The 25,826-nt window shown below is 64.0% G+C and carries 28 protein-coding genes and 1 pseudogene; 2 read left to right on the top strand and 27 right to left on the bottom strand.

Annotated elements, in window-relative coordinates; translation table 11 throughout:
- Window positions 1-13 precede the first annotated feature (13 nt).
- From AC25MA_RS11555 to AC25MA_RS11645, 19 genes and pseudogenes are all read right to left on the bottom strand, one after another.
- Window positions 14-220 carry a tail protein X gene (locus AC25MA_RS11555; protein ID WP_028690634.1) on the bottom strand — a complete coding sequence of 69 codons (207 nt, stop codon included), beginning with the start codon at window positions 218-220 and terminating at the stop codon, window positions 14-16.
- The gene (locus AC25MA_RS11560) at window positions 195-1,040 is read right to left on the bottom strand and encodes a phage tail protein (RefSeq protein ID WP_028690635.1); all 846 of its coding nucleotides are present in this window, start codon (window positions 1,038-1,040) and stop codon (window positions 195-197) included. Before AC25MA_RS11560 ends, AC25MA_RS11555 begins: the two co-directional genes overlap by 26 nt.
- Window positions 1,041-1,049: 9 nt before the next feature.
- Window positions 1,050-3,338: a hypothetical protein gene (locus tag AC25MA_RS11565; protein ID WP_028690636.1), complete on the bottom strand. Its 2,289-nt coding sequence runs from the start codon at window positions 3,336-3,338 to the stop codon at window positions 1,050-1,052.
- Between the two features lie 125 nt (window positions 3,339-3,463).
- Entirely contained in the window at window positions 3,464-3,766 is a 303-nt protein-coding gene (locus AC25MA_RS11570) for a phage tail assembly protein (protein ID WP_028690637.1), read from the bottom strand.
- 12 nt (window positions 3,767-3,778) lie between these two features.
- The gene (locus AC25MA_RS11575; RefSeq protein ID WP_023628885.1) at window positions 3,779-4,288 is read right to left on the bottom strand and encodes a phage major tail tube protein; all 510 of its coding nucleotides are present in this window, start codon (window positions 4,286-4,288) and stop codon (window positions 3,779-3,781) included.
- A gap of 13 nt (window positions 4,289-4,301) precedes the next feature.
- Window positions 4,302-5,468: a phage tail sheath subtilisin-like domain-containing protein gene (locus AC25MA_RS11580; protein WP_069016700.1), complete on the bottom strand. Its 1,167-nt coding sequence runs from the start codon at window positions 5,466-5,468 to the stop codon at window positions 4,302-4,304.
- Window positions 5,469-5,570: 102 nt separating this feature from the next.
- On the bottom strand, window positions 5,571-5,993 hold the full coding sequence (locus AC25MA_RS11585) for a tail fiber assembly protein (RefSeq protein ID WP_186596885.1): 423 nt from the start codon (window positions 5,991-5,993) through the stop codon (window positions 5,571-5,573).
- Between the two features lie 11 nt (window positions 5,994-6,004).
- Window positions 6,005-7,246, bottom strand: coding sequence for a gp53-like domain-containing protein (locus AC25MA_RS11590; RefSeq protein ID WP_371349836.1), 1,242 nt, complete (start codon window positions 7,244-7,246; stop codon window positions 6,005-6,007).
- Window positions 7,247-7,609: 363 nt separating this feature from the next.
- Window positions 7,610-8,662, bottom strand: a pseudogene (locus AC25MA_RS11595) (phage tail protein); the annotation flags it as partial.
- The gene (locus AC25MA_RS11600) at window positions 8,655-9,263 is read right to left on the bottom strand and encodes a phage tail protein I (RefSeq protein ID WP_028690639.1); all 609 of its coding nucleotides are present in this window, start codon (window positions 9,261-9,263) and stop codon (window positions 8,655-8,657) included. The gene AC25MA_RS11600 and the pseudogene AC25MA_RS11595, both read right to left, overlap by 8 nt.
- 1 nt (window position 9,264) lies before the next feature.
- Window positions 9,265-10,146, bottom strand: coding sequence for a baseplate assembly protein (locus AC25MA_RS11605; protein ID WP_069016704.1), 882 nt, complete (start codon window positions 10,144-10,146; stop codon window positions 9,265-9,267).
- Window positions 10,143-10,469 (bottom strand): GPW/gp25 family protein, encoded by a 327-nt coding sequence (locus AC25MA_RS11610; RefSeq protein ID WP_028690641.1) that lies wholly within the window; start codon window positions 10,467-10,469, stop codon window positions 10,143-10,145. The genes AC25MA_RS11605 and AC25MA_RS11610 overlap by 4 nt, the downstream gene beginning before the upstream one ends.
- 103 nt (window positions 10,470-10,572) lie before the next feature.
- A complete protein-coding gene (locus AC25MA_RS11615) occupies window positions 10,573-10,905 on the bottom strand; it encodes a hypothetical protein (RefSeq protein WP_028690642.1) in 333 nt (110 codons plus the stop codon).
- 248 nt (window positions 10,906-11,153) lie between these two features.
- A complete protein-coding gene (locus AC25MA_RS11620) occupies window positions 11,154-11,714 on the bottom strand; it encodes a phage baseplate assembly protein V (RefSeq protein WP_486972039.1) in 561 nt (186 codons plus the stop codon).
- Window positions 11,711-12,208, bottom strand: coding sequence for a hypothetical protein (locus AC25MA_RS11625; RefSeq protein WP_028690644.1), 498 nt, complete (start codon window positions 12,206-12,208; stop codon window positions 11,711-11,713). Before AC25MA_RS11625 ends, AC25MA_RS11620 begins: the two co-directional genes overlap by 4 nt.
- A 62-nt stretch (window positions 12,209-12,270) precedes the next feature.
- A complete protein-coding gene (locus AC25MA_RS11630) occupies window positions 12,271-13,101 on the bottom strand; it encodes a putidacin L1 family lectin-like bacteriocin (RefSeq protein WP_486972040.1) in 831 nt (276 codons plus the stop codon).
- A gap of 10 nt (window positions 13,102-13,111) precedes the next feature.
- A complete protein-coding gene (locus AC25MA_RS11635; protein WP_028690646.1) occupies window positions 13,112-13,300 on the bottom strand; it encodes a zinc finger domain-containing protein in 189 nt (62 codons plus the stop codon).
- 25 nt (window positions 13,301-13,325) lie between these two features.
- Complete coding sequence (locus AC25MA_RS11640) at window positions 13,326-13,673, bottom strand: phage holin family protein (RefSeq protein ID WP_028690647.1); 348 nt, start codon at window positions 13,671-13,673, stop codon at window positions 13,326-13,328.
- A gap of 463 nt (window positions 13,674-14,136) precedes the next feature.
- Window positions 14,137-14,883 carry a LexA family transcriptional regulator gene (locus AC25MA_RS11645; RefSeq protein ID WP_081791564.1) on the bottom strand — a complete coding sequence of 249 codons (747 nt, stop codon included), beginning with the start codon at window positions 14,881-14,883 and terminating at the stop codon, window positions 14,137-14,139.
- A gap of 152 nt (window positions 14,884-15,035) precedes the next feature.
- Here AC25MA_RS11645 and mutS point away from each other — a divergent pair, with 152 nt between their 5' ends.
- On the top strand, window positions 15,036-17,609 hold the full coding sequence (gene mutS, locus AC25MA_RS11650; RefSeq protein WP_069016707.1) for a DNA mismatch repair protein MutS: 2,574 nt from the start codon (window positions 15,036-15,038) through the stop codon (window positions 17,607-17,609).
- Between the two features lie 140 nt (window positions 17,610-17,749).
- A complete protein-coding gene (gene fdxA, locus AC25MA_RS11655) occupies window positions 17,750-18,073 on the top strand; it encodes a ferredoxin FdxA (RefSeq protein WP_028690650.1) in 324 nt (107 codons plus the stop codon).
- Between the two features lie 545 nt (window positions 18,074-18,618).
- Here fdxA and rpoS read toward each other — a convergent pair.
- The 8 genes from rpoS to AC25MA_RS11695 all read right to left on the bottom strand — a co-directional run bounded on the left by rpoS (window position 18,619) and on the right by AC25MA_RS11695 (window position 25,796).
- Window positions 18,619-19,626 (bottom strand): RNA polymerase sigma factor RpoS, encoded by a 1,008-nt coding sequence (gene rpoS, locus AC25MA_RS11660; RefSeq protein ID WP_011535249.1) that lies wholly within the window; start codon window positions 19,624-19,626, stop codon window positions 18,619-18,621.
- Between the two features lie 105 nt (window positions 19,627-19,731).
- A complete protein-coding gene (locus AC25MA_RS11665) occupies window positions 19,732-20,586 on the bottom strand; it encodes a peptidoglycan DD-metalloendopeptidase family protein (protein WP_062361375.1) in 855 nt (284 codons plus the stop codon).
- Between the two features lie 184 nt (window positions 20,587-20,770).
- Window positions 20,771-21,409: a protein-L-isoaspartate(D-aspartate) O-methyltransferase gene (locus AC25MA_RS11670; protein WP_162175259.1), complete on the bottom strand. Its 639-nt coding sequence runs from the start codon at window positions 21,407-21,409 to the stop codon at window positions 20,771-20,773.
- Between the two features lie 38 nt (window positions 21,410-21,447).
- Window positions 21,448-22,197: a 5'/3'-nucleotidase SurE gene (surE, locus tag AC25MA_RS11675; RefSeq protein WP_028690653.1), complete on the bottom strand. Its 750-nt coding sequence runs from the start codon at window positions 22,195-22,197 to the stop codon at window positions 21,448-21,450.
- The gene (gene truD / locus AC25MA_RS11680) at window positions 22,185-23,243 is read right to left on the bottom strand and encodes a tRNA pseudouridine(13) synthase TruD (protein ID WP_028690654.1); all 1,059 of its coding nucleotides are present in this window, start codon (window positions 23,241-23,243) and stop codon (window positions 22,185-22,187) included. The genes surE and truD overlap by 13 nt, the downstream gene beginning before the upstream one ends.
- Complete coding sequence (gene ispF / locus AC25MA_RS11685; RefSeq protein WP_028690655.1) at window positions 23,240-23,713, bottom strand: 2-C-methyl-D-erythritol 2,4-cyclodiphosphate synthase; 474 nt, start codon at window positions 23,711-23,713, stop codon at window positions 23,240-23,242. Before ispF ends, truD begins: the two co-directional genes overlap by 4 nt.
- A 111-nt stretch (window positions 23,714-23,824) precedes the next feature.
- On the bottom strand, window positions 23,825-24,673 hold the full coding sequence (fghA, locus tag AC25MA_RS11690) for an S-formylglutathione hydrolase (protein WP_028690656.1): 849 nt from the start codon (window positions 24,671-24,673) through the stop codon (window positions 23,825-23,827).
- A gap of 10 nt (window positions 24,674-24,683) precedes the next feature.
- Window positions 24,684-25,796: an S-(hydroxymethyl)glutathione dehydrogenase/class III alcohol dehydrogenase gene (locus tag AC25MA_RS11695; RefSeq protein WP_016712915.1), complete on the bottom strand. Its 1,113-nt coding sequence runs from the start codon at window positions 25,794-25,796 to the stop codon at window positions 24,684-24,686.
- Window positions 25,797-25,826 lie beyond the last annotated feature (30 nt).

Below are 25,826 nucleotides of genomic sequence, written 5' to 3' on the forward strand. Positions count from 1 at the left end.
TTGAGGCTCCAGATCAGTCCCACAGTTGCACGGTATCGCTCGTCGTCATCGGCAGTTCCGGCAACAGGATCCTCACCCCGGCGCGAAACGGCTGCGCCTCGTCCGCCAGCCCCTGGTTGGCATCCAGCACGGCCTCGACCGTACCGGCCAAGTGGCCGTAGTAGTGCTGGCAGAGCGTATCGAGCAGGTCGCCCTCAGACGTTGTGCAGGTCTTGGCCATAGCTCACGAACTCCAGTGAAAACCCTTGTTTGCGCGGAATGCCGCCGGCCAGCAGGACGCTCTGCTCCTCCTCGATGCTGGTCAGGCACCAGGTGCCGAGCACCTCGCCGTAACCGGTGGTCAATGACAGCGGCAGCAGCTGGCGGCCGATGCTGCGCAGCGTCTGCAACTGGCCCAGGCCGCCCTTGAACCCGGGGAAGATCGCGCCACGGATGTTGATGCTCTCCTCGCCCAGGCTGACCGCCTGCTGGGCGTTCGCGCGGCTCAGGCGCTCCTGCCCGGCCCAGCGAAAGCGCGTCTGTCGGCGCAGCTGGTCGAAGGCGGCGGTGTCCAGGTTGAAGTAGTACGGCGCCGCGCCCGCCTTGAGCGGTTGCAGCACCAGCAAGTGCGGGAACGGCTTGACCGCTTCGGCGGCCGGCGTCGCCTCGGGCGCGAAACCCAGCGTCGACAGCACGCCATTGACGGTCGAGCGCACCTCCCCCACCACACGGCGAATCGCCGCACCGGCCTTGGCGGCATGGGCGGCGAAGCCGTCGATGCGATCACGCACCTGGCGCACCACCGCCACCGCCTGGTCGTACTTGGCCACCACCTTGGCAACCCGGGCCTGGGCGTTGGTGATTGCGCGCATGGTGCGCTGCAGCTTGGCCCCGATGATCGGGCCGACCACCGGCAAGCCTTCCAGCTCACCCACCGCGCCCTGTATATGGACGATCGCGTCGTTCATCGGATCGAGCATGGCGTCGGCACGCCGACGCCCTGCCTCTCCCGCCTTGACCAGGGCGTGCAGCGTGGCTTGCAGCTGCTCCAGATAGGTCATGGATCCTCCTTAAAGTGCGATATGTGGGGTGTCGGCCAACTGCGCGGAACGGGCCTGGCGCATGAGTTCCTCGAGCTGGCGACGGGCGATGGCCTCCAGCTGTTGCAACACCGAAGGGTCATCGAGGCTGTTGCTGAACGTGACCGGCATGTTGGCGGTGAAGGTGAATTGCTGGTTGATCGGCGCGGGCGGGACCGCTGGCGTGGCCGTCGCTACCGGTGGCGCGGGTAGCGGCGGCTGTGGCGCAGGGCTATCCATTACCCGTGCTGCCTCACCCAGGCCCGGCTTGGCGGCGAGCTCTTCCTTGCCCGAACCTAGCGCCTTGCCCAGCCAGCCACCGATGCTTTCACCACCCATGCTGCCCAGCACGCCACCGATCAGGCCGCCGATCGCGGTGCCGATCACCGGCACCACCGAACCGATGGCGGCACCTGCCGCAGCACCGGCCAAACCGCCTCCGAGGCCACCGACGGCGGTGCCATATCCCTCGAGTTTCTGCTCGGGGGGGGCGTCGCTGTTGTAGGTCTCGGCAAGTTGCAGGCCGGTGTCGAGCAAGTTGGCACCAGGAATGCGCCTGAACACTCGCCTTGCCACCGAGGCGCCGGCATTGCCGGCCACCGCCCTGCCCACCTGGCCCGTGAATGCAGTACTGGCGAGTCCGGCTGCGCTGGCTGCCGATGCGGCGGCTGGCGGTCTGTCCTGGACAGCTTCCTGGGCCTCGAAGAAGGCCGCCTCGTCCTCGGCTTCGTCGACCTCTTCTTCCTCCTCCTCTTCCTCCGGCTCCTCGGCATCGTCACCCGCTTTCGGCATGCGAGCGGCAGGAGTCTTTGCCTTGTCGGCAGGAGCGTCGTTGGCGGTGGGCTTGTCGGAGAACAATCCATGGAGCGTCTTGCCAGCCAGGCCGCCGAGACCTTCACCGATCATTTCGCCAATCTCACCGCCGTACTTCTGGATCCGCTTGTTCTTGGTCACACCTCCGAGCAGTTCCGCCCCAAAGCTTCCCAGTACACTGCCAAAAGCGGCGCCTACCGCCTCGGCCTGGTCCTCGCTCTTGTCCTTGAGCACGGCCAGGCCAAGCTTTGTGACGCCCTTGGCGGCGGCCTTGCCACCGTTCTCCCTGAGACCGCTGGTGATCTCGCTGCGTCGGTCGGGAGATTGCCCTTGGTAGGTCCGCGCGCCCCAGGCGGCAAACGCGGTACCGCCCAGTGCGCCTGCCGCGATCAATCCGCCCTTCACGATCTCCCGAGCGCCATTGGCGGGCCCTTCGGGGGGGCGTTCTTGCGTTGCAGCAGCGCTCTCGGGTGCGGCGCTTTGGGTCTGCTCTGACGGCGTGGCGGTCCCCTCGGGTGCATCGACAGAACGTTGAGCTGAAGCGTCAGCCGCGGCCTTGTCCTTGCCTGGTGCATCGTTGGCGGCGGGCGTATCGGAGAACCAGCCGAAGACTTTTTTGCCAAAAAATCCGCCGACACCTTCGCCGATCATTTCGCCGATCTCACCACCGTACTTCTGGATCTGCTTGTTCTTGGTCAGGCCGCCCAGGAGCTCCGCTCCCAGGTTGCCGAGTACGCCTCCAAGCGCTGCGCCTGCGGCCTCGGCCTTGTCCTCGCCCTTGTCCTTGAGCATGACCAAGCCAAGCTTGGTGAGGCCCTTGGCGGCAGCCTTGCCACCGTTCTCCTTCAAGCCCTTGGTGATCTCGCTTTGTCTTTCGGACGTTCGGCTTTGATAATACGAACGTGCTCCCCAGGCAGTGCCAGCGGCTACAGCGACAGTACCGGCACCGACCGCTCCAGCCTTGAGCACCGCCAAACCCGCATTCGCCGACTCCAGAGGCACACGCCCCTGCTCCGCGCTGCGCGCCTCGGGCGGATCACCCCGGGCCGGCCGTGGCGCGGGACTCGTCCCCTCCAGCAAGGCCGCCTTGCGCAGCTCCAACGTCGGGGCTGGTGACTCCTTGGCGGTGGGCGCGCTCGAGGCCACCGCCATCGCACGCAGTTCCAGCGGCTTGCGCCCAAGTGACAGGTAAAGCCTGCGCAAGCGCTCGACCTCGTTCCCCTCACGGCGTAATCGGTCGATCTGCGCCTTATGTGTCCATGCCTGGTCGTTATCCAGCTGCCTTTCGGCCTGGCCCACCTTGTCCAGCTCGAGCCCCAGGCGGATGACCTCGCCGATCAACCGCCCGAGCCGGGTACCGTCCGCTTGCCTGCGCAGGCGCTCGACCTGGCCACGCAAGCTGTCGACGGACCTGCCCAATGCCTGGTCGCTGGTGACGCCGAGGGTGAACACCTGTGTGTTCGCCATGGCTTGCTCCTTGTCACTCCGCCAGCCACCAGACCATGTCGCTGTACGACATGGTCATGATTTCGCTGGCGGAAAAGTTCAGCTCCTTGGCCAGCCGCCTGGCGGCGGCCTTCTGCCGGGCAGGGTCAAACCTCGTCGTCCTGCACCAGGCGAAAATAGCCAGTCTGCAGGCGGCTGTAGTCCTTCAGGGCCAGGCCCTCGAGGTCCTTGACGCCAACCTCGGCGAGCGAGGCGAACAGGTTCAGTTCGCGCTGCTCGTCATCGCCCACGCCACCGGCCTGGGCATTGCGGATGTCACGCACGGTCGGTGCGCGCAGCGACAGGCTGTCGACCTGCACACCGTTGGCCTCGCTGGGGCGCGACAGGCGCACGGTCACGCGCTCGGCGTCGACGGTCAGCCATTGCGGCAATTTTTTTGCTTGAGCCATCGAGCGTTCTCCTTAAAGACCCAGGGCGGCGCGCTGGGCGGCCAGTTGGTCGACGCCGTCGATCACCCGCTTCATGCCCAGGGCGTCGATTTCGTAGACCAGGCGGCCATCGACTTCGAGCTTGTAGTAGGTGACGGCGACGCTGTGCTTGATCTCGGCCTTGTCGCCGGACTTCCAGTCCCCCATGTCGATCTCTTTCAGCGAGCCGCGTAGGGTGACGATGACCGGGTTGATCTTGCCCTTCAGGCCCTTGAAGGCGCCGCGGAAGGTGCCGTTGAAGGCGGTGCCGTCGGCCAGGCCGAAGAACTTCAGCGACTCGCGGCGCACGCCGGTGGTGGTGAAGGCGGCTTCCTGCTTCTCCATGCCCTGGTCCATCTCGACCGGCATGTCCATGCCGCCGGGGCGGTGCTCTTCCATCTTCAGGGTAAGCTTGGGCAGGGTCAGGCTGGGCACGTCGCCCTGGAAGCTGACGCCATCGACGAACAGGTTCAGGTTGGCCAGTGTTTCGGGAATCATTGCCATGCGGATGCGCTCCTTAAGCGGCGGAATCGAGGACTTCGGTCAGCCACTGGTTGGTGACTTCGACGCGGAAATTGGGGTTTTCGGCAGGCGGCACATCGGTGAAGCGGATGTTCCAGTACACCTTGCCCTGCTCCAGTTGGCTGGCGGTGTTCAGTTCCGGATCGGCGAAGACCTCGAAGTTGATGATCGCGCCCTGGTTCTTCAGGTCGCGCATGAAGGCCTGCAGGCCTTCGGTGACGTCCTTGACGTAGGTGGCGGTGATGGAGCGGTCGACGGCCCACTTGTGGCCGTAGAGGATCGCGTCCATCACGATGTCCATGGTCCGCACGCGGGTGACGAAGGCCCATTTCGGGTCGCTCGACAGGGTGCGGTTGCCCCACAGGCGGAAGCCGTCGTCGCGGATGATGGTGGCGATGTTGGCGTTGTTCAGCAGGTTGGCGCGGCAGGTGTCGTCGCCATCGAGGAACTCCACGGCGCGGGTGGTGCCGGTGATGCCGACGAACTCCTTGTTCGAAGGCGAAGCCCAGAAGCCGTACTCGCGGTCGGTGAAGGCGAACAGGCCGGCGACCCAGGCCGACCCCGGCGCGTCGACGGTGGCCTCTTCGGCGTTGTCCCAGTAGCGCACGCCCGGATCGACCAGGAAGGCGCGCTTGGCACCGAAGTTCTTGGCGTAGGCAATGGCCGCTTCATCGGTGGTGTTGGGGCCGTCGATGATGGCGATGGCGCGCAGCTTGTCGGCCAGGGCCACCAGGGCGGTGCCGACGGCCTGGGTGGCGCTGTGCTTGGGGGTGACCAGCAGGCGCGGCTGGGCGTTGAAGCGGCTCTTGCCGTCGAGCAGCGCCTGCAGGCCGGTGCGCTTGCCGTCGGCCAGCACGTTGCCGATGATCGCCGAGGTCTGCTCGGCGGCATCTTCGAGCTTGGCCACGCCGCAGGCGACGATGACCGCCTTGGCGCGGCTGTAGATCGCGCGGCAGGCCTTGGTGATCGCCGCATCCTGGCCGAACGCCGCGACCGCTTCGCGCTCGCTGGTGATCAGGATAAGGTCATTGGCCTTGGCGGTGACGCCCGGGCCTTCGGTGAAGGTGTCGACCAGGCCGATGATCGAGGACGACGGCAGCGCGATGCTGCGGGCGCCGGTGTCGACGTTGGTCACGGTGACGCCGTGGAAGAATCCACTCATAAAATCTCCAGATATGAAAAGGCCTCGCATCGCGAGGCCTGAATAGGTGTCGTCGGCGAGTACCGAAACGCACACAAAGAAAAGCCCCGACAATGCGGGGCGTTATTCAGTCAGTTCAACGAGCCACGGCGGCGCTGCGGGACGATCAGTCACGACAGGGAACGCATCGGCCGCCGGCCAGTCACGCAGCGCTTGGCGATAGACCAGCAGCGCAGTGTACTGCTCATCAGATAGCGTCGGTGTCAGCCCCAGTTCCATCTCATCGCGGTGGCGCGTGACTACCCACTCATGGCAGTTCAGCTCAGCAGTGCGCCAACGCCGTCCAATTTCCCGTACAGCATCCTCCGTCAGCACAGGGTCAACGATTGTCGGGACGCCGCCTTCGCCTGGGACCAGCACCTGACCGGTGGCCTCTGCACGTAACAGTTCCCCATGACGCTCAGCACTGATTGACGCCCCTCCGTTGTCATCCAGTGAAAAGCTAAACCGCCTGTCGTACTCAACCCATTTTGCCCACATTTCCATGATTCCCTCCCTTAGAAACCAACCGCAATCCAGCGGACCTGTGCAACCAGCGACGTCGTGCTGACGATATCCTCGCGCCGGGACTGGAAGCCTGTCGTCGTAAGCAATCGGCTTTGCGAAACGATCGTTGATTGAGCCAACGCCCCATCGTGAGTGAGGATACTGGCTAGGCCCGGAACAACACTGAACTCAAGTGGGAAAGTGACCGTCGTTTCCGCGTCTGCGCTACTGGCTGTGTGGACGCCCCACTGAACCATGAACCCACCTAACCAGGTAGGAAACTTGATCGCATTACTGCCACCGCTACCAGCCTTGATGAAGGTGAAGCCGAGCCGCATCTTCGCAGGCGTGACGACGTTGACATCAGTGCTGCCGGTGTCTACCTCAACTTGACTCGCAACTGCTCCAAACAGCAACGGATTGCCGTTCCACTTCAGTCTGCCCACCGAGTCCATGATGAGTTTCCCAGCGACTCGCCCAAACCAATGAAAGCCGAGTCCAGGCGCGAAAATCTCTCGATCATCGGCCCCGCCGGCCTCATTTGCTTCCCGGAGCACAAGGGCGCTCGAATCATAAGATGCACCGGGGAATGGCGAGGCCAGGACCGGCTGTTGCCGAGTAACGGCACCACCACCAGCTACCAGACGGTTGGCCAGCTCGACCTGAACAAACCCCGTGGTGGCAAGCTGAGCTGTGTTTGTACCTTTCGGGGCCGTCGGGGCTGTCGGCGTACCACCGAATGCAGGCCCAACCAGCGGGGCCAGCTCGACAGGAAGCCGCCAAGTGCCGTCGCCATTGCTGCCACGGCCCCAAAAGCGATCGGTGTATGGAATGTTTGCCAGCTCGAAACCGCGATTACCCGCATAGGTAGTACGCTGCACGAATGCATAGGCCCCATAAGGCGAGAAATCGGCGGGGTAATAGTAATGCCCCGACGCCAAGGTCGGCAGTTGGCCAGAATTACCAACAGCACCGGTGTTTGTCGCCCCCAGCCCATAGGCGTTCAACGTATCTCGAACGTGCTTTGTTGTAGCGATTTGGGCTGTGCTAGTGCCAACGTTTGCATTGGGAGCGATCGGCGTACCGGTTAGCGCCGGACTGATAAAATCGGTCTGGTCGAGAAAGGTATTCGAACTGCCGGTGAAAACATTCGAGACCCTGCCCTGCGTAATCTCAACACCCTCCCCTACACTCATTTTCACCATGAGTTTGAACGCGCCAGAGGTGGCATTGCGGAGCGTATAACGCCTCATTACTCTTGGCAGGATGATCGTACGGTCTCCGGTCAAAGCGCCCACCAAATAGATGATCCCTTTGCTCGCCTGATCGTCGGCCAAGATGAAATCGCCTGCACCAGCCACGTCCACCGAAACTGAGCCGTGCAACGCAGAATACACAAAGTCCGTGGTCGCCAGGTTCTGGCTGGCATCCAGTGGGCCAGGCGACGGCGCCTTGGGCGTACCAGTAAATACCGGGCTTTCCAGCGGTGCTTTCTTCGCCAGCTCCTTGAGCACCGTGGCGGAGAAATTCGGATCGTTGCCCAGCGCGGCTGCCAGTTCCTTCAGCGTGTCGAGGGCGCCCGGTGCGGAGTCGACCAGCCCCAGTATCTCACCCAAGACAAAGGCGGTAGTGGCCACCTGAGTAGTGTTGGTGCCCTTGGTAGGGGTAGGGGCAGTCGGGACGCCGGACAATGCAGGGCTCGCAAGCGGCGCTTTGAGCGCCAGTGCAGTGTCCACCTGGCCCTTGGTATAGACATCCGTCAATCCGTATCCAGCTGCCGTGGTCGGGTTGGACGCGGCATTCACTCGCCCATACTTGTCTACCGTGACACTACGGTAGGTTCCAGCCGTCACTCCGCTACGGCCAAAAGCCATTTCATAATCCTGGGCACTGACACCCAGGTTGATCGGTCCTTCGCTGACCAACTGCCAGGCACTATCAGCGTTGGCCGCGCCCTTCTCGACCAGCACCAGCAGGCCAGGCGTGACCTTGGCATCGCTGTCGGCATCACTGCAGCGAGTCCATGCGCCTGCGGCCACTAGGTAGAGACCATTGTCCTTGGCCGCCGCCTGATCCTTGACCAACACCCGGGTGCCCGCCTGCAATGCAACCCCATCGATGGTTTGCAGTCCACTCAAGGTAATGGCGGCAGTGGTCGCCACCTGCACCGAATGCTTGAAATCCTGCCGCGCCAGTTCCTCGGTGACCCACTCGCGAGTGGCCAGCACCACCGCCGGATCGATCTTCAACTGCACATTACTGGCACTGCTGACGATCAGGTTCATGCGCACCACCTGGGTGCGCCCCGAGCCCTGGCTGAGCAACGGTTTATAGGTCGGCGCGCAGTTGGCTACGGCGACCATGTCGCCATCGGCGTCGTACAGCGCGATCTCGCGGATCCACTTGCCGCCGACATCCGCCGGGATGACCTGCTCGGCGACGATGATCGCGCTGTTCTTGTCGTCCACCTTCAACTGGTTCAGCGGCGCCCGGCGCCATTCGTTGATCAGGCTGGTCTGGGTGGCGTTAGGGGTGGGGTCGGTGCCGTTGGCATCGCCCACGCCCATCTGGGTGATTTTCCACGGGATGCCCAAGGCATCCGCGTTGGCCTGTTTCGCCGCGCCCACGTTGGTGAGGATGGCGTAGAACTGGGAATTCTGGTCAACCATGTGCAATGTCCAAGGTATCGATTGTGTGTTCCCGGCCGCCGCGACCAATGGCGCCACTGACGATCAGGTCAGGAGGTGCCGGCGGGTAGACGTCGAGTTCGTCGCCGTCCTGCAGCGCGCAGCCGAAATAGAGACCGCCACGGCTTTCGAGACTGATCGCCAGACCGGTCATGTGGCGGCTGACCGGCCGGGCGTCGTCGATCAGCGACGACAGTTCGTTGTAGGTTTCCTCGCTGATGCCGGTGTCGGTCACCCCGACCTTCAGGGCAAACGTGCCCGGTACGCCGGCAGGCTGGGTCTGCCACCATTCCTGCACCTCGATGAGGTAGCCGAATGGCTCGACCACCCGCCGGAGAGCGCCGAGGGTGCCCTTGTGGGCATGGACGAAGAACGCCGAGCGGATCACCGAGCGCTTGATCGCCTCGCTCCAGCTGTCGTCCCAGCGGTCCACCGACCAGGCCCAGGCCAGCTGGTAGAGCAGGTGCGCCGGGCAGGTGTCGGGGTTGTAGAGGGTGCGCAACGTGACCTTGAGGTCCTCGTCGGCCGCCACCTCGATGGCCCGCTCCAGCGGCGTGCGGTTGAGCGGCAGAAGACTCTGCATATCAACCTCCCCGCCGCAGTACGATGCCGGTGCACCAGGCGGCCTGGGCCTTGCTCGGGCGAATGTCGCTCCAACCGACCAGCTCGACACGGCTTACGCCATCAATGTGCAACTGCGCATCGATCCCGGAGCGGGCGACCTCGACGCCCAGGCGTCGGCGTGGATTGACCCAGGCCTGGAGACGGCGCCGGCATTCGCTGAGGATCGCCTCGAACTCCGGGCCGTTGTCGGCCATGTGCAGCACTGCCTCGACGCGGTACGGCAGCACCTCGGCGCTGCGCACATTGACCCGGTCGGCGACCGGGCGAATATCGTCGTCGTTGAGGTAGGCGTTTACCTGCGCCAGCAGCTCGGGGCTGGCCACGCCGTCGTTGTCCAGGCTAAGCACAGTAACGTCCACCACCGCCGGCGACGGGCTTTCGGCGGTCGCGTCGGCGACCCGCCCCGAAGCGTTGCGGGCATGGAGGATGTAGCTGTTACGCGGACCGGCGGTGGTCAGCCCTTCGTAGACCAGTTGCACCCGTTCGCGCAGGGCGTCGTCGGATTCGAGCACGGCCTCGGTCGGTGGAATCGTGCCCGGGTCCGCCGCCTGGATCACCAGGCGTTGCAGGCTGACGTTGGCCGCCAGCTGATCCAGATCGCTGCCCTGGGCATAGGCCAGTAGCAGCGCCTTGGCCGCGTCATTGATCCGTGCCCGGTTGAGCAGTTTGCGGTACGCGCCGACCTCGAGCAGCTTGGTCACAGGGTCGCTTTCAAGATTGGCGGTCCAGCCGTCGCCCAGCTGGGCACGGAAGCTGGCCAGGTCCTCCTGGTACAGCGCCTCGAAATCGAGGTCTTCAAGCAGTTGCGGAGCGGGCAGTTTCGACAGGTCGACCTGGCTCATACCGTCACCTCCACCAGGGCGTCATCCCCCAGGTAACGACCGCTCAAGGCCAGGCTGACCTGGCCATCGAGCACCGCGACGACCTTGACCCGCTCCAGCTTCAGCCGCGGCTCCCAGCGCCCCAGGGCCCTGGCCACCTCGGCCTGCACCGCACTCTTCCAGCCTTCGTTGACCGGCAGGTCGACGTAACGGCGCAGCTGGCTGCCGTACTCCGGACGCATGCGCCGGCTGCCCAACGGCGTGGTGAGAATGTCCTCGATGGATTGACGCAGGTGGGCCACGCCCGACAGGGGCTGGCCGGTGCGGCGGTCCATGCCGATCATGGGGCACCTCCTGGAATTGAGGCTCCAGGTAGCCTGTTCGGATAGCGCATGGTTATCACCTGGCAGGCAGGAAAGGGTTGCCCGGAAAAGCCGGACAGCCGTTTCAGGAGACGAAGTCGTAGGTCAGGGCGATGGCCGCCGTGGCGTTGTTGGCGACGGTCCACAGGCCGTAACCCGCCGGGATGAACAGCTGATAAGGCAGGGTGTACTGCGAATCAATGCCGCCGTTGATCCCGCCCATGATGGCGTGGACGCTCATGTCACCGAGGTAGGCCGGCGCCTTCGGGCCGGTGTACAGGTTGAGGATGCCGCCGCCGGTGCACAGGGTGGCAGTGCGCAGGTACACGCCATCCTTGTTGTCCGCGGCGCTGAAGACCTGGCTGACGGCGGTTGGGTGGGCGTTGAAGAAATGCTTGCCGACTTTTACTGCTTCCATGTTGCTTTACCTTTTGAGTCGAAATGATGGGGCGCGGCACATGCCGCGCTCATGTCGCTCAATGGCGATCTTGCTGGGCTCAAGGCCTTGGGCTCTGTACGAAATGTATCTGCACTCGCCCATACTGCGTTGAAACGGGGCTCGGAATGCTCATGTACTCCAGTACAGTCGGGCGCGACCCCGGCCGTTCCTCCCCCCGTTTCGCCTTGTCTGGCCTTCGCGCAGACACATTTCGTACAGGCCTTGGTTCAGTGCTTGTGGTTGGCGGTGTTGCCGGCCGTGTCGATGATCCGGCCACCGCCGTTGATGTCGCCGCTGACCGTCAGCGGGCCGTTGATGGCAACCTTGCCGGTCAGGGTGATCGACGCGGCGTCGAGAGTGATGGCGTTGTCGCTGACCACCAGGGTACTGGCGCCGACCTTGACCGTGGCCTGGCCGCTGGGCAGTTGGATGTCATAACGTTTGGCCTGCCAGTCGTAGGCCAGTGAGCCGCCATCGTCGAAGCGCCAGACCTCGACATGGTCGCGGTTGTCCGGCGCCGCCCCGGCATTGCCGTACAACCCCGGGACGAAGGTGCCCAAGGCCGGTTCGCCGCTGGGGCTGATCAACACGCCCTGCTCGTCCAGGCTCGGTGCCCGCCAATGGCGGGCCTTGCCGGCAGCCTGGGCATGCCAGCGCACCCAGGCGCTGGTCCAGCCGCCGCCGTCGGACACCCGTACCCGGGCCGCGGCCAGGTCCACCGCCACTACCCGGCAGGGAATCACCAGGCTGGCCAGCATGCGATCGTGCATGGCGCTGGCGTAGCTCATGCCAGGTCCTCCGGTGACAGGTACTTGTCCTGGTTGCCGGGCCCGGTGTCCGGCGCGAAGCCCAGCATCAGGCTGCCCGCCGGCTGGTCGGGCCAGGGCCACTGGACACTGCCCAGCAGGACCGGTTGCTCCCATTGCACCCGCCAGGAAGTACCCTCGGCTTCGGCGAGGATGTCCCGTGCGCCCTCGACGTAATCAAGCCCCCAGGACTGCTGGCGCAGCACATCGATCAGCTGCGCCGCCAGCACGCCGGCCTGCGTCCGTGCCTGCGCGGGGGTGCCCTGGGCGGTGACGCGGGCCTCGAAGGTCGCCATCAGCAATGAGCGACCGTCCCGCAGCGCCTCGTCGCCACGCATGCGCAACACGCCATGGACCAAGGCCGGCAAGGCTGGTTCGAGCGTGACGTCGCCCTCCGTGGCGACCGTGGCGAAGGCCGGCAACGTCGCCCGCAGGGTGGAGGTGACGGCCGCGTACAACTGGGCCAGTTCGCTCATGCTTGTGCTCCTTGAACGCTCGGTTCGACGAAGGCCGGGCCCGTTAAGGCCCGGCGCTCGACTCAGAAGTGCCAGGTCCAGATGTCGATCGGCTTCTGGTCAGGGTTGATCTTGCGGATATGGCGATAGGTCGGCTGGAAGCCGAAGCGCGCCCATACCGGTTTCTCGTCGAGGATGGCGATGCTGCCGTTGGCCTGCAGGCGCAGCACAGCGCTGGCATGGCCGCCGGTATGCGAGTGCCACAGCACCGCATTGCCGGCACCGTAGACCACCAGGTTGCCGTCACCCTGGAACACCGCGCGCATGGCGCCCTTGCCTTGAGTGCCGGCGTTCCAGGTGGCCGCGCCGTTCGGGCCATAGGCCACGAGATTACCGTCACCCTGGAACACCAGCTTGCTGGCGCCCGCGCCGTACACCACGCCCTGTACCAGCTCGGAGCCAGGTGCCAGCAGCAGCGAGTCGATCGCGCCAGGCACCAACGGGATGGCCGGCGTGCCGTTCCACAGCGCCAGCGAGTCGACCAGCACGATATTGCCGTCGTCTTGCAGCACCAGGTGGGTACGGTTCCACTGGTCGTTGCTGGTGAAGGTGCTGTTGTCAGTCAGCCACACCCGGCGTCGCGAGTAGTCGTCGAGGAACGCGCCGTACTGAACGTAGAAGGCCAGCGGGGCCTTCTTGTTGCGCAAGGGAATAGTCGAGCTGAAAGGTTGCTGTTCATTGGCGACCCAGACGGTGGCGCCGTTGTCCTGGATCACCAAATTGCCATCGCCCTGCAGCAGCAGCTTGAAGCGCTGATTGGGCGACAGCAGGTACTGGCCCGCCGACAGGGTCTGGTAAGCGGGCAGCACCGAAGTGCCGACGCCGTTGAAAGGAATGCGGGTACGACCTGCCATGGTGTTTCTCCTACTGGATCGATTGAAGGGGAGCTGGACTCTGCGGCCCGTCCTGATCGCTCGTCGGCACGTTGTCGAGGCCCGTGGCCTTCATGTGGTTCAAGGTCGCGCAACGCGAGCACTTGATCTGGACCACCGCCGCCCCGCCGATGCGGGCCAGCAAGCGGTTGCATTTACCGCAGCGAAACTCGTTGAACATTCGCTTTTCTTCCTTGTTGCCACGTTCATTCTTCGTCCTGGCGTACAGCCGCGGGCTGTTCGTCCAACCCCAGCCGCCGAGCGGCCCAGCGCTCGTAAAGGCCGATGGCCACGTCGGCGCCGGCCATGGCGGTAAGGCAGCCAAAAGCGCTGGCACTCCAGATCGACATGCCGCTGGCGTACAGCAGCATGACCGTCGACACCCCGCAGACCATGCAGGCCCCCGAGCGCAGCGCCAGCCGCCTGAGCAGCCCCCAGCCGCGGGCGCCGGCCTTGTCGGCGCGCCACATCTCGCCGGAAAGTCCGCCCAGCAATGCCAGGAGGATCACCAGCCAGAGCGGCATCTCCAGCAACGTCTGTTGCTCGTTCGTCACGTTCCTGTCTCCTGTGTGTTTGCCCGCCGGCGACAGGCCGGCGGATCGTGATTGGCTTGACTCGGCATTCCAAAAAGCCCGCTATGCAGGCTTTTCAGTAATGCGCGGTGTAACCGTCGGCCACGGCTGGTGACGCCGTACGGTTGCGCTTCAAATTGGTGACTCCGACCGCGGCCGCCTGCCCGCCGGATAACTGATCGTGGTGCTTTACGCTGCACACCCGGGCCAGTTGCCAACCCTCTGAACAGTCGAGGCCTGTTCATCGCTGCCTGTATCTCAACCGGTTTGCGTCCGGCTTGGGGTACATTTTATGCATTCATGCATATGCAGTCAATGCACAAATTCAAATTTTTATGCATCAGCTTTTGCTCCTATGCATGGAGGCCTGATCCGACGTGGATGTAGGGGGTTTCTGAGGACGAAAAAAAACCCGCCGAGGCGGGTTTCTATCGAGGCGCGGGGATCAACGGGCGTACATGCCCCACCAGAAAACGTGACCGAGGAGGCTGATCTGTTCTTCCTGCATCTGCTGGAAGCTGTAGTCCTCGTCGGGGTGCTCATCGCGGTTGAAGCTGCGCAGGCGGATGCCGGTGGGCAGGCGGTACACTTGTTTCACCCGCAGCTGGCCATTGTGGTTGATGGCATAAAGGTCACCGTCGATGATATCGCCGATGGTGCTTTTACCGGTATTGACTCCGACCGTGGCGCCATCGCGCAGCACCGGCAGCATGCTGTTGCCACGTACCGTCACGCACTTGGCGTTGTCGAACTGCACGCCATTGTGGCGCAGGCTGCGTTTGCCGAAGCGCAAGCGAGCGTTCTCGCTTTCCTCGATGACGAATCTTCCTGATCCTGCTGCCAACTCGACCTCACGAAGAAAAGGAACGGAGACCTCGTCGTCCTCGACGGGGGTTTCATCGTCCCACAGGCTGATATCGCTCAGGGCCGCGTGGCCCTGGGCGAGCGGGACCGCGTCACGGGATTCGCCCAGTTCGACACGGCCGCGCAACTGGTCGGTGCTCACGCCGAAGTACTCGGCGATCTTCGAGACGTGCTTGTCCGAAGGATCGACGATCTTCTCGCTGAGGATCCGCGACAGGGTGGATTGAGGCACACCCGTGCGCCGATGCAGCTCTGTAGGGGACAGGCCGTGGCGGGCGAGCAGTTCTCTGAGTACGGAGGCTACGTTGCGTTTTTGCATAATGCGCATAATGCAACCGTGGAAGCGAAAATGCAATGGGCCCTGTAACAGGCAACCTGCGCAGATTTGCCCCACCCCATCCGACCTGCGTCGACCGGAAAAAGCCTGTACCATTAGCGGTTTCGAAATTTGCCACCAGACCACCCGCTGTAAGGCCCTGAATGTCTGATCTCTCCGCACACACCCCGATGATGCAGCAGTACTGGAAGCTGAAAAACCAGCACCCGGACCAGCTGATGTTCTACCGCATGGGCGATTTCTACGAGATCTTCTACGAAGATGCGAAGAAAGCCGCGAAACTGCTGGATATCACCCTGACCGCCCGCGGTCAGTCCGCGGGCCAGTCGATTCCCATGTGCGGGATTCCGTTCCACTCGCTGGAAGGCTACCTGGCCAAGCTGGTGAAGCTCGGCGAATCGGTGGTGATCTGCGAACAGATCGGCGACCCGGCCACCAGCAAGGGCCCGGTGGAGCGCCAGGTGGTGCGCATCATCACCCCGGGCACGATCAGCGACGAGGCCTTGCTCGATGAGCGCCGCGACAACTTGATCGCCGCCCTGCTGGGTGACGAGCGGCTGTTCGGCCTGGCGGTGCTGGACATCACCAGCGGCAACTTCACCGTGCAGGAGATCAAGGGCTGGGAGAACCTGCTGGCCGAACTCGAGCGTATCAACCCGGTGGAACTGCTGATCCCCGACGACTGGCCGCAGGGCTTGCCGGCCGAGAAGCGCCCCGGCGCCCGCCGCCGCGCACCGTGGGACTTCGACCGCGACACGGCGCGTAAAAGCCTCTGCCAGCAGTTCGCCACACAGGACCTCAAGGGCTTTGGCTGCGACAAGCTGACCCTGGCCATCGGCGCCGCCGGCTGCCTGCTGACCTACGCCAAGGAAACCCAGCGCACCGCCCTGCCCCACTTGCGCAGCCTGCGCCACGAGCGCATGGACGACACGGTCATCCTCGATGCCGCCAGCCGCCGCAACCTGGAGCTGGACATCAACCTGGCCGGTGGCCGTGACAACACCCTGCAATCGGTCATCGACCGTTGCCAGACCGCCATGGCCAGCCGACTGCTGACCCGCTGGCTGAACCGTCCGCTGCGCGATCTGAAGGTGCTAAAGGCCCGTCAGGATTCGATCCGATGCCTGCTCGACGGCTACCGTTTCGAGAAGCTGCAACCGCAGCTCAAGGAAATCGGCGACATCGAGCGGATCCTGGCGCGAATCGGCCTGCGCAATGCCCGTCCCCGTGACCTGGCACGCCTGCGCGATGCCCTCGGCGCCCTGCCGGAGCTGCAGAACGCCATGGCCGAGCTGGAAGCGCCGCACCTGGCGCGGCTGGCCGCGATCACCGGCACCTACCCGGAGCTGGCCGGCCTGCTGGAGCGGGCGATCATCGACAACCCGCCGGCGGTGATCCGCGACGGTGGCGTGCTCAAGACCGGCTACGACAGCGAGCTGGACGAGCTGCTGGCGATCAGCGAGAACGCCGGCCAGTTCCTGATCGACCTGGAAGCCCGCGAGAAGGCCCGCACGGGCCTGGCCAACCTCAAGGTCGGCTACAACCGCGTGCACGGCTACTTCATCGAGCTGCCGACCAAGCAGGCCGAGCAGGCGCCGGTCGACTACATCCGCCGGCAGACGCTCAAAGGGGCCGAACGCTTCATCACCCCCGAGCTCAAGGCGTTCGAGGACAAAGCGCTGTCGGCCAAGAGCCGCGCCCTGGCCCGCGAGAAGATGCTCTACGACGCCCTGCTCGAAACCCTGATCGAGCACCTGGCGCCGTTGCAGGACAGCGCCGCCGCGCTGGCCGAACTGGATGTGCTGAGCAACCTGGCCGAGCGCGCCCTGAACCTGGACCTGAACTGCCCAAGCTTCGTCGACGAGCCGTGCCTGCGCATCGAGCAGGGTCGTCACCCGGTGGTCGAGCAGGTGCTGACCACGCCGTTCGTGGCCAACGACCTCGGGCTGGACAACGGCACGCGCATGCTGATCATCACCGGCCCGAACATGGGCGGTAAGTCCACCTACATGCGCCAGACCGCCCTGATCGTGCTGATGGCCCATATCGGCAGCTTCGTCCCGGCCGCCGCCTGCGAACTGTCGCCGGTCGACCGCATTTTCACCCGTATCGGCTCCAGCGACGACCTTGCCGGCGGGCGTTCGACCTTCATGGTCGAGATGAGCGAGACTGCCAACATCCTGCACAATGCCACCGACCGCAGCCTGGTGCTGATGGACGAGGTCGGCCGCGGCACCAGCACCTTCGATGGCCTGTCGCTGGCCTGGGCCGCCGCCGAGCGCCTGGCCCAGCTGCGCGCCTACACGCTGTTTGCCACCCACTACTTCGAACTCACCGTGTTGCCGGACAGCGAACCACTGGTGGCCAACGTGCACCTGAACGCCACCGAACACAACGAACGCATCGTGTTCCTGCACCACGTCCTGCCGGGGCCGGCGAGCCAGAGCTACGGCCTGGCCGTGGCACAACTGGCGGGCGTGCCGGCGGCGGTGATCCAGCGCGCCCGCGAGCATCTGGGCCGGCTGGAGACTGCCAGCCTGCCCCACGAGGCGCCAGTCATGCCGGCCCGCGACAACATGCCTCACGTGCCGCACCAGAGCGACCTGTTCGCCAGCCTGCCACACCCGGCCATCGAGAAGCTGGGCAAGCTGGACCTGGACGACATGACGCCGCGCCAAGCTATCGAAATGCTATATCAACTGAAAAACCTGTTATAACGGCCCACCGCGCAAGCTGGTAGAATCCGGCGCGGTTTGCGAGCACTGCAGGTTATTAGCCTGGCCTGCAGCCAGCACCGTGAACCGCGCTGCCCTGGTAAGGAAGGGCAAGCTGCCGTCGCCTGAGGAGAGAATTAGAAATGACCTTCGTCGTCACCGACAACTGCATCAAATGCAAGTACACCGACTGCGTGGAAGTCTGTCCGGTGGACTGCTTCTACGAAGGCCCGAACTTCCTGGTGATTCACCCGGACGAGTGCATTGACTGTGCGCTGTGCGAGCCGGAGTGCCCGGCTCAGGCGATTTTCTCGGAAGACGAAGTGCCGTCCGGCATGGAGAACTTCATCGAGCTGAACGCCGAGCTGGCGGAGATCTGGCCGAACATCACCGAGAAGAAAGACGCCCTGCCGGACGCCGAAGCGTGGGACGGCAAGACTGGCAAGATTGCCGATCTGGAGCGCTGATCGCGTTCAGTTGCGAAAAGGCCCGAAAGGGCCTTTTTTCATTTCCGACAGGCAAAAAAAAGGGGCGGTTTGACCCGCCCACATTTTTTTCCGTAGTCCCTGTATGTCCCAATCATCATCCACTGATGAATCGCGTCCCGCGATGTCCCTGGCCGTCATCCTTGAAGGCCTGTGTCTGTCCCTTGACACAGTTCGAATACTAGCGATTCCCCGGTACGGAACAAGCGACGAATATCTCAGGATGATTCAGACGACACATCTTTTGATATTTATAAAACCTATATATTTCATATAGTTAGAAAAAGTACGCCACTGGAAACGACATTGATTTACTGATCCCTACAGCGATCGCTTACATGACGAGTAAGCGAATGCTTACACGCGATGCTACGAGGGTGGAGAAATAAATACTTCGCAGGTGACAGGCTATGGGGTTGTGAGTAAGGCCCCTCAATGATGTCAGGTCAGTCAACCAGATTGGCGCCTGCGCAAAAAACGCAAACGCCCCGAACAAGTCGGGGCGTTTGCCTGGCGCACGTCAGTGACTACTGGAACAGCGACTCGCTGGACAGGCCATTCTTCTCGAGGATCTCGCGCAGGCGCTTGAGGCCTTCAACCTGGATCTGCCGCACACGCTCGCGGGTCAGGCCGATCTCCAGGCCGACATCCTCGAGGGTGCTGCTTTCATGCCCACGCAGGCCGAAACGCCGCACCACCACCTCGCGCTGCTTGTCGGTCAGCTCGCCCAGCCATTGGTCGATGCTCTGCGACAGGTCGTCGTCCTGCAGCAGTTCGCACGGATCGGTGGGGCGATCATCGGTAAGCGTGTCGAGCAGCGTCTTGTCGGAGTCAGGCCCGAGCGAGACATCCACCGACGACACCCGCTCGTTCAGGCCAAGCATGCGCTTGACCTCGGCCACCGGCTTCTCCAGCAGACTGGCGATTTCTTCCGGCGACGGCTCGTGGTCGAGCTTTTGCGTCAGCTCACGGGCAGCGCGCAGGTAGACGTTGAGCTCCTTGACCACGTGGATGGGCAGGCGAATGGTGCGGGTCTGGTTCATGATCGCCCGCTCGATGGTCTGGCGGATCCACCAAGTCGCGTAGGTCGAGAAACGGAAGCCCCGCTCGGGGTCGAATTTCTCCACCGCACGGATCAGGCCCAGGTTGCCTTCCTCGATCAGGTCGAGCAACGACAGGCCGCGATTGACGTAACGGCGGGCGATCTTGACCACCAGGCGCAGGTTGCTTTCGATCATGCGCTTGCGACCGGCCGGGTCGCCTTTTTGCGACAGGCGCGCGAAATGCACTTCTTCCTCTGGCGAAAGCAGGGGCGAGAAGCCGATTTCATTGAGATACAGTTGAGTGGCATCAAGTGCGCGACTGTAGTCGATGTACTTGTGCTGCTTGAGCGACGCGCCCTGTTTCGACTTGGTCCGAACCGAAGGTACAGCAGGTTCGTCTGACACCACATCCGTTTCCAAAACGATGCCTGTCTCCATCAGAAGCAGGTCATCGTCGATGTCAAACTCCGGCACTTCTTTGCTGAGAGCCATTGTTATAGTCCTTTGCTGAGTTCGAACTCAGACTCGAGCGTCACCCTTCCATGGCAGCGCTGGAGCCTGTCCCCTCTACATCCAAGGAACAGGCTGGGACATTGATCAACGGCGTGGCAGGAACTGGAGAGGATCGACGGGTTTGCCCTGGCGGCGAATCTCGAAATGCAGCTTCACCCGATCAGTGCCCGTGGACCCCATTTCTGCGATCGTCTGCCCTGCCTTGACCTGCTGCCCCTCCCGAACCAAAAGCCTGCGGTTGTGACCGTAGGCACTGACGTAGGTATCGCTGTGTTTGATGATGATGAGCTCGCCATAGCCCCTCAAGCCACTGCCGGCGTAGACCACCGCTCCATCAGACGCAGCAAAAACAGGCTGTCCCAAATCACCGGCGATATCAACGCCTTTATTCAAACTACCGTTTGAAGCGAATTTACCAATCAGCACGCCGTTCGCCGGCCACGTCCAACCGCCCACGGCGCGCTCTGCGGCGGGCACCTGGGCAACCGTTTGCGAGGTGGTGGAAGAGGCAGTAGTGGCACTTTTGCCATTACCGGTCGCCGGTACGGTGGTCGCGACCGGTCGGCGGATGACGGTGGTCTTGCTCGACGAAGAAGGGCTGCTGACAATCGTGGTGCTACCCCCGGCGCCGCTGCTGAAACGAATCGGCTGACCCGGGCGAATGGTGTAGGGGGCGGGAATGTTGTTGCGCGCCGCCAGCTCCTTGTAGTCCCAGCCATAGCGGAAGGCGATGGAGAACAGCGTATCCCCAGGCTTGACGATGTACTGCCCCGAGGTGACTGTCGGGCGCTTGGGCGCGGTGTTGTTGCGATCGACCACGCGGGCGCCGTTGGAGCTGGTGCTGGAACAGCCAGCCAACAGGGTACCCATGGCCAGCGCAATCACCAGAAGCTTCAATACCGACCGTTCCTTGCGCTGCCGCATGCCTGTGTGACCCACCCGCGCTCCCCTCATGCTGTCAAATAATGACGATACAAAATGCAATATTGTTTCAATTATAACCGAGCCACCCTGCCAGGGGTGACTCGCAATTGGCCTGATCGGTGTACGAATATCGCCACGCCAGATAGACAGGGGCCCGACGCAAGAATTCGTCGCCGACGCAAATATTCCGTTGCGCCACTCAGGCCAGCGGGCCGTTGAGCAGGGGCACGAAGCGCACGGCCCCGAGCACCCGGCGCGAGAAACCATGTTCTTCACGCACGATCAGCATCAGTTGCTGGGTTTCCCCCGCCGGACCGACCGGGATCACCATGCGCCCGCCCGGTGCCAGCTGGTCGAGCAGTGCCTGGGGCACCTCGGGCGCAACCGCGGTGACGATGATGCCGTTGTACGGCGCCAGCGCCGGCCAACCTTCGCAGCCGTCGCCCCAGCGGAACACCACGTTGCGCAGGTTGAGCTCGACCAGACGCTCCTTGGCCCGATCCTGCAGGACCTTGATCCGCTCAACCGAAAACACCCGTTCCACCAGTTGGGCCAGGATCGCCGTCTGGTAGCCCGAACCGGTGCCAATCTCCAGCACCTTGTCCAGGGGCCCGGCTTCCAGCAACAGCTCGCTCATGTGCGCGACCATGAACGGCTGGGAGATCGTCTGGTTATGGCCGATCGGCAGCGCCGTGTCCTCGTAGGCCCGATGGGCCAGGGCTTCATCGACGAACAGGTGGCGCGGAGTGCGGCGAATGGCCTCGAGCACCTTGGCGTTCGACACGCCTTCTTCGTAGAGGCGCTGGATCAGCCGCTCCCGGGTACGCTGGGAAGTCATGCCGATGCCGCGACGCTGCAGATCGTCCTGTTCGCGCATCAGAGCACGCCCTCCAGCCAGCCGTCGAGGCGCTCGAAGGCATCGTTGAAGGTGCGATCCAGCTGCAACGGCGTGATCGACACGTAGCCTTGCATCACTGCATGGAAATCGGTACCCGGCCCGCCGTCCTCGGCATCGCCGGCCACGGCGATCCAGTAGCCTTCCTTGCCCCGCGGGTTGACCACCTTGGTCGGCGCCGCGGCACGCGCCCGATGTCCCAGGCGGGTGAGCTGGATGCCACGGATGTGCTCCAGCGGCAGGTTGGGGATATTGACGTTGAGCACGGTGCGCGGTGGCAGCTCCAGGCGCGACTGCGCCTCGACCAGGCGCCGGGCGATATAGGCGGCAGTCGGCAGGTTGTCGGGCAGGCGCGACAGGAGCGAAAAGGCCAGCGAGGTACCGCCGAGGAAACGCCCTTCCAGGGCGGCGGCGACCGTGCCGGAATACAGCACGTCGTCACCCAGGTTGGCGCCCAGGTTGATGCCGGACACCACCATGTCGGGGGTTTCCGGCAGCAGGCCGTTGAGCCCCAGATGCACGCAGTCAGTGGGCGTGCCGTTGAGGCTGATGAAACCGTTGGCCAGGGTCTGCGGGTGCAGCGGCCGATCAAGCGTCAGCGAACTGCCGGCGCCGCTCTTGTCTTGATCCGGGGCAATCACCACGCACTCGGCGTAATCCGCCAGCGCTTCATGCAGCGCGGCGATGCCGGGTGCGGTAACACCGTCGTCATTCGAAATCAGAATACGCATGGGCTGTCCGTCTGCCCTGCCGGCACCAGATCGACGAGTTCGCGCACCACCACGGTGGCGAAGCATCCGGCCGGAAGGACGAATTCCAGTTGCAGGATATCAGGCTCGGGATAATGCCACGACAGACGCCCAATAGGGAGCCGCAGGATGCGCCGTTCGTGATCCATGCCCGCTCGCGCCAGCCATTGGCACAACGCAGGATGACGCGCGGCGACTTCGCTCTCGAGCACCTGGGTCGCGCCGGCACAAGGCGATTGCCCTTCGCCCCACAGCGGGCCGGTGGGATGCAAGTCAAGAATGGCCAGGCGCGGATCGCTGCACTCGCCCTCTCCTGCCGGGAAGAAACTGCGACTGTCGGTGAACGCGAGCAGGTCGCCGACCTGGGCACGCTGCCAGGTGCCATCGGCCACCCGGGCGGCCAGCACCTGGTTGAACAGGTAGCTGCGCCCGGCCGACAACAGCCGCGAGCGCACGTTGCGCTGCTCGGGCAATGCCTGGCGTGCAGCCCAGTCCTGGGCATCATGCACGTTGCCGCCGGCATGACCGAAACGCTGGCTGCCGAAGTAATTAGGCACACCCTGCTGCTTGAGTTGCTCCAGGCGGGCATCGAGGGCCGGGCGGTCGGCCTGCAGCGCGGTCAGGCGCAAGGTGAAACCATTGGCCGAATGCGCCCCACGCTGCAGCTTGCGCTGATGGCGCACCTGCTTGAGCACCCGCAGGGTGTCGTCCTCGGCGCGGGACAGGTCGGGGTCGGCCTTGCCCGGCAGGTGCAGGCTGAACCACTGGCGTGTCAAGGCTTGGCGGTCCTTCAGGCCGGCATAGCTGATGGCGCGCACCGGCACACCGGCGGCGCGGGCCAGGCGGCGGGCCGCTTCCTCGGTGTTGAGGTCGCGCTTCTCGACCCACAGCCACAGGTGTTCGCCCTGGCCCGACAGCGGGATATCGAGGACTTCATCGACCTGGAAGTCTTCGGCCACCGCCTTGAGCACGGCGGTGCCCAAGGCTTCGCCCGAGGCCCGCGGCCCCAGCAGTTCCAGTTCGGTCATGCTGGCAGTAGCAGGGCGACCGCGTGAACGGCGATGCCCTCCTCGCGGCCGGTGAAGCCCAGCTTTTCTTCGGTGGTGGCCTTGACGTTGACCTGGTCGAGTTCGACCTGCAGGTCTGCGGCGATCTGCTGGCGCATGGTCTCGATATGCGGGGCCATCTTCGGCGCCTGGGCGACGATGGTGGCGTCGACGTTGCCGACCTTCCAGCCCTTGTCGCGCACGACGGCGACCACGTGGCGCAGCAGCACGCGACTGTCGGCACCCTTGAACTGCGGGTCGGTGTCAGGGAAATGCTTGCCGATGTCGCCCAACGCCGCAGCGCCGAGCAGGGCATCGCTCAGGGCGTGCAGCAGCACGTCACCGTCGGAGTGGGCCAGCAGGCCGAACTTGTGGGGGATACGCACCCCGCCCAAGGTAATGAAATCACCGTCGCAGAAACGGTGGACATCGTAGCCGTGGCCAATACGCATAGAAAAACGCCCTGATTGAGTCAGGGCGTGATTCTACCTGCTTTTGAGGTAATGGGGCTGCTTCGCAGCCCATCGCCGGCAAGCCAGCTCTCCCAGAAATTGCAGGCGGTGTCAGACCCTGCCCAACGCCACCGCATGATGACGCAGGTGCTCATCGATGAAGCTGGCGATGAAGTAGTAGCTGTGGTCATAGCCCGGCTGCAGGCGCAGGGTCAGCGCATGACCACCCTTGCGCGCCGCCTGCTCCAGCGCCTGCGGCTTGAGCTGCTTCTCGAGGAAGTCATCGCGATCGCCCTGGTCCACCAGCAACGGCGGGCACTCCCCTGCCTCGGCCAGCAACACGCTGGCGTCCCACTCCCGCCAACGCGCACGGTCCTCCCCCAGGTAGCGGGAAAACGCCTTCTCGCCCCACGGGCAATCCATCGGATTGCTGATGGGCGAAAACGCCGACACCGAACGGTAGCGCCCTGGGTTGCGCAGGGCGCAGACCAGCGCGCCATGCCCACCCATGGAATGGCCGCTGATGCTGCGCTGGTCCGACGCCGGGAAGTGCGCCTCGATCAGGGCCGGCAACTCCTCCACCACGTAGTCGTGCATCCGGTAATGCTGGGCCCAGGGCTGCTGGGTGGCATTGAGGTAGAACCCTGCGCCCAGGCCGAAGTCCCAGGCGCCGTCCGGGTCGCCCGGCACCTGCTCGCCACGCGGGCTGGTATCCGGGGCAACGATGATCAGCCCGAGTTCCGCGGCCAGGCGCTGGGCACCGGCCTTCTGCATGAAGTTCTCGTCGGTGCAGGTCAGGCCGCTGAGCCAGTACAATACCGGCAGCTTCTCGCCCTGCTCGGCCTGGGGCGGCAGGTACACGGCGAACACCATGTCGCAGCCGAGCACCTTGGAGCTGTGCCGGTAACGCTTGTGCCAGCCGCCGAAGCTTTTCTGGCAGGAGAGATTTTCCAGGGTCATGGCGAGGCCCTCAGAAGTGGATCACGCTGCGGATGCTCTTGCCTTCGTGCATCAGGTCGAAGGCCTTGTTGATGTCCTCCAGGCCCATGGTGTGGGTGATGAAGGTGTCCAGCGGAATCTCGCCCTTCTCGGACATCTCGACGTAGCTCGGCAGCTCGCTGCGACCCCGCACGCCGCCGAAGGCCGAACCACGCCAGACGCGGCCGGTGACCAGCTGGAACGGACGGGTGGCGATTTCCTGGCCGGCACCGGCGACGCCGATGATCACCGACTCGCCCCAGCCCTTGTGGCAGCACTCCAGCGCCGCGCGCATCAGTTGCACGTTGCCGATGCACTCGAAGGAGAAATCGACGCCGCCGTCGGTGAGGTCGACGATCACTTCCTGGATCGGGCGATCGTAGTCTTTCGGGTTGATGCAGTCGGTGGCGCCCAGTTGGCGGGCGATCTCGAACTTGGCCGGGTTGATGTCGATGGCGATGATGCGCGAAGCCTTGGCCTTGACCGCGCCGATCACCGCCGACAGGCCGATGCCGCCGAGGCCGAAGATGGCCACGGTGTCACCCGGCTTGACCTTGGCGGTGTTGAGTACCGCGCCGATGCCGGTGGTCACGCCGCAACCGAGCAGGCAGACCTTTTCCAGCGGAGCTTCCTTCTGGATCTTGGCCACGGAGATTTCCGGCAGCACGGTGTACTCGGAGAAGGTCGAGGTGCCCATGTAGTGGAACAGCTGCTGACCCTTGTAGCTGAAGCGGGTGGTGCCGTCGGGCATCAGGCCTTTGCCTTGGGTGGCGCGGATGGCCTGGCACAGGTTGGTCTTGCCCGACAGGCAGAACTTGCACTTGCCGCATTCCGGGGTGTACAGCGGGATCACATGGTCACCAACCGCCACCGAGGTGACGCCTTCGCCTACGGCTTCGACAATCGCACCACCCTCATGGCCAAGGATCGACGGGAAGATGCCCTCCGGATCGGCGCCGGACAGGGTATAGGCGTCGGTGTGGCAGACACCGGAGGCGACAACGCGCAGCAGCACTTCGCCGGCCTTGGGCATGGCCACGTCCACTTCGACGATTTCCAGGGGTTTCTTGGCCTCGAAGGCGACGGCGGCGCGGGACTTGATCATCAAAGGTCTCCAGAACAGGTATGGGTTGCT

Source organism: Pseudomonas sp. P65(2024) (assembly GCF_057480955.1).

Bases quoted from the DNA above. Each gene is read 5' to 3' on its own strand.
- AC25MA_RS11555 (WP_028690634.1), bottom strand. From the start codon at position 220: ATGGCCAAGACCTGCACAACGTCTGAGGGCGACCTGCTCGATACGCTC.
- AC25MA_RS11560 (WP_028690635.1), bottom strand. From the start codon at position 1,040: ATGACCTATCTGGAGCAGCTGCAAGCCACGCTGCACGCCCTGGTCAAG.
- AC25MA_RS11565 (WP_028690636.1), bottom strand. From the start codon at position 3,338: ATGGCGAACACACAGGTGTTCACCCTCGGCGTCACCAGCGACCAGGCA.
- AC25MA_RS11570 (WP_028690637.1), bottom strand. From the start codon at position 3,766: ATGGCTCAAGCAAAAAAATTGCCGCAATGGCTGACCGTCGACGCCGAG.
- AC25MA_RS11575 (WP_023628885.1), bottom strand. From the start codon at position 4,288: ATGGCAATGATTCCCGAAACACTGGCCAACCTGAACCTGTTCGTCGAT.
- AC25MA_RS11580 (WP_069016700.1), bottom strand. From the start codon at position 5,468: ATGAGTGGATTCTTCCACGGCGTCACCGTGACCAACGTCGACACCGGC.
- AC25MA_RS11585 (WP_186596885.1), bottom strand. From the start codon at position 5,993: ATGGAAATGTGGGCAAAATGGGTTGAGTACGACAGGCGGTTTAGCTTT.
- AC25MA_RS11590 (WP_371349836.1), bottom strand. From the start codon at position 7,246: ATGAGGCGTTATACGCTCCGCAATGCCACCTCTGGCGCGTTCAAACTC.
- AC25MA_RS11600 (WP_028690639.1), bottom strand. From the start codon at position 9,263: ATGCAGAGTCTTCTGCCGCTCAACCGCACGCCGCTGGAGCGGGCCATC.
- AC25MA_RS11605 (WP_069016704.1), bottom strand. From the start codon at position 10,146: ATGAGCCAGGTCGACCTGTCGAAACTGCCCGCTCCGCAACTGCTTGAA.
- AC25MA_RS11610 (WP_028690641.1), bottom strand. From the start codon at position 10,469: ATGATCGGCATGGACCGCCGCACCGGCCAGCCCCTGTCGGGCGTGGCC.
- AC25MA_RS11615 (WP_028690642.1), bottom strand. From the start codon at position 10,905: ATGGAAGCAGTAAAAGTCGGCAAGCATTTCTTCAACGCCCACCCAACC.
- AC25MA_RS11620 (WP_486972039.1), bottom strand. From the start codon at position 11,714: ATGAGCTACGCCAGCGCCATGCACGATCGCATGCTGGCCAGCCTGGTG.
- AC25MA_RS11625 (WP_028690644.1), bottom strand. From the start codon at position 12,208: ATGAGCGAACTGGCCCAGTTGTACGCGGCCGTCACCTCCACCCTGCGG.
- AC25MA_RS11630 (WP_486972040.1), bottom strand. From the start codon at position 13,101: ATGGCAGGTCGTACCCGCATTCCTTTCAACGGCGTCGGCACTTCGGTG.
- AC25MA_RS11635 (WP_028690646.1), bottom strand. From the start codon at position 13,300: ATGTTCAACGAGTTTCGCTGCGGTAAATGCAACCGCTTGCTGGCCCGC.
- AC25MA_RS11645 (WP_081791564.1), bottom strand. From the start codon at position 14,883: ATGCGCATTATGCAAAAACGCAACGTAGCCTCCGTACTCAGAGAACTG.
- mutS (WP_069016707.1), top strand. From the start codon at position 15,036: ATGTCTGATCTCTCCGCACACACCCCGATGATGCAGCAGTACTGGAAG.
- fdxA (WP_028690650.1), top strand. From the start codon at position 17,750: ATGACCTTCGTCGTCACCGACAACTGCATCAAATGCAAGTACACCGAC.
- rpoS (WP_011535249.1), bottom strand. From the start codon at position 19,626: ATGGCTCTCAGCAAAGAAGTGCCGGAGTTTGACATCGACGATGACCTG.
- AC25MA_RS11670 (WP_162175259.1), bottom strand. From the start codon at position 21,409: ATGACTTCCCAGCGTACCCGGGAGCGGCTGATCCAGCGCCTCTACGAA.
- surE (WP_028690653.1), bottom strand. From the start codon at position 22,197: ATGCGTATTCTGATTTCGAATGACGACGGTGTTACCGCACCCGGCATC.
- truD (WP_028690654.1), bottom strand. From the start codon at position 23,243: ATGACCGAACTGGAACTGCTGGGGCCGCGGGCCTCGGGCGAAGCCTTG.
- ispF (WP_028690655.1), bottom strand. From the start codon at position 23,713: ATGCGTATTGGCCACGGCTACGATGTCCACCGTTTCTGCGACGGTGAT.
- fghA (WP_028690656.1), bottom strand. From the start codon at position 24,673: ATGACCCTGGAAAATCTCTCCTGCCAGAAAAGCTTCGGCGGCTGGCAC.
- AC25MA_RS11695 (WP_016712915.1), bottom strand. From the start codon at position 25,796: ATGATCAAGTCCCGCGCCGCCGTCGCCTTCGAGGCCAAGAAACCCCTG.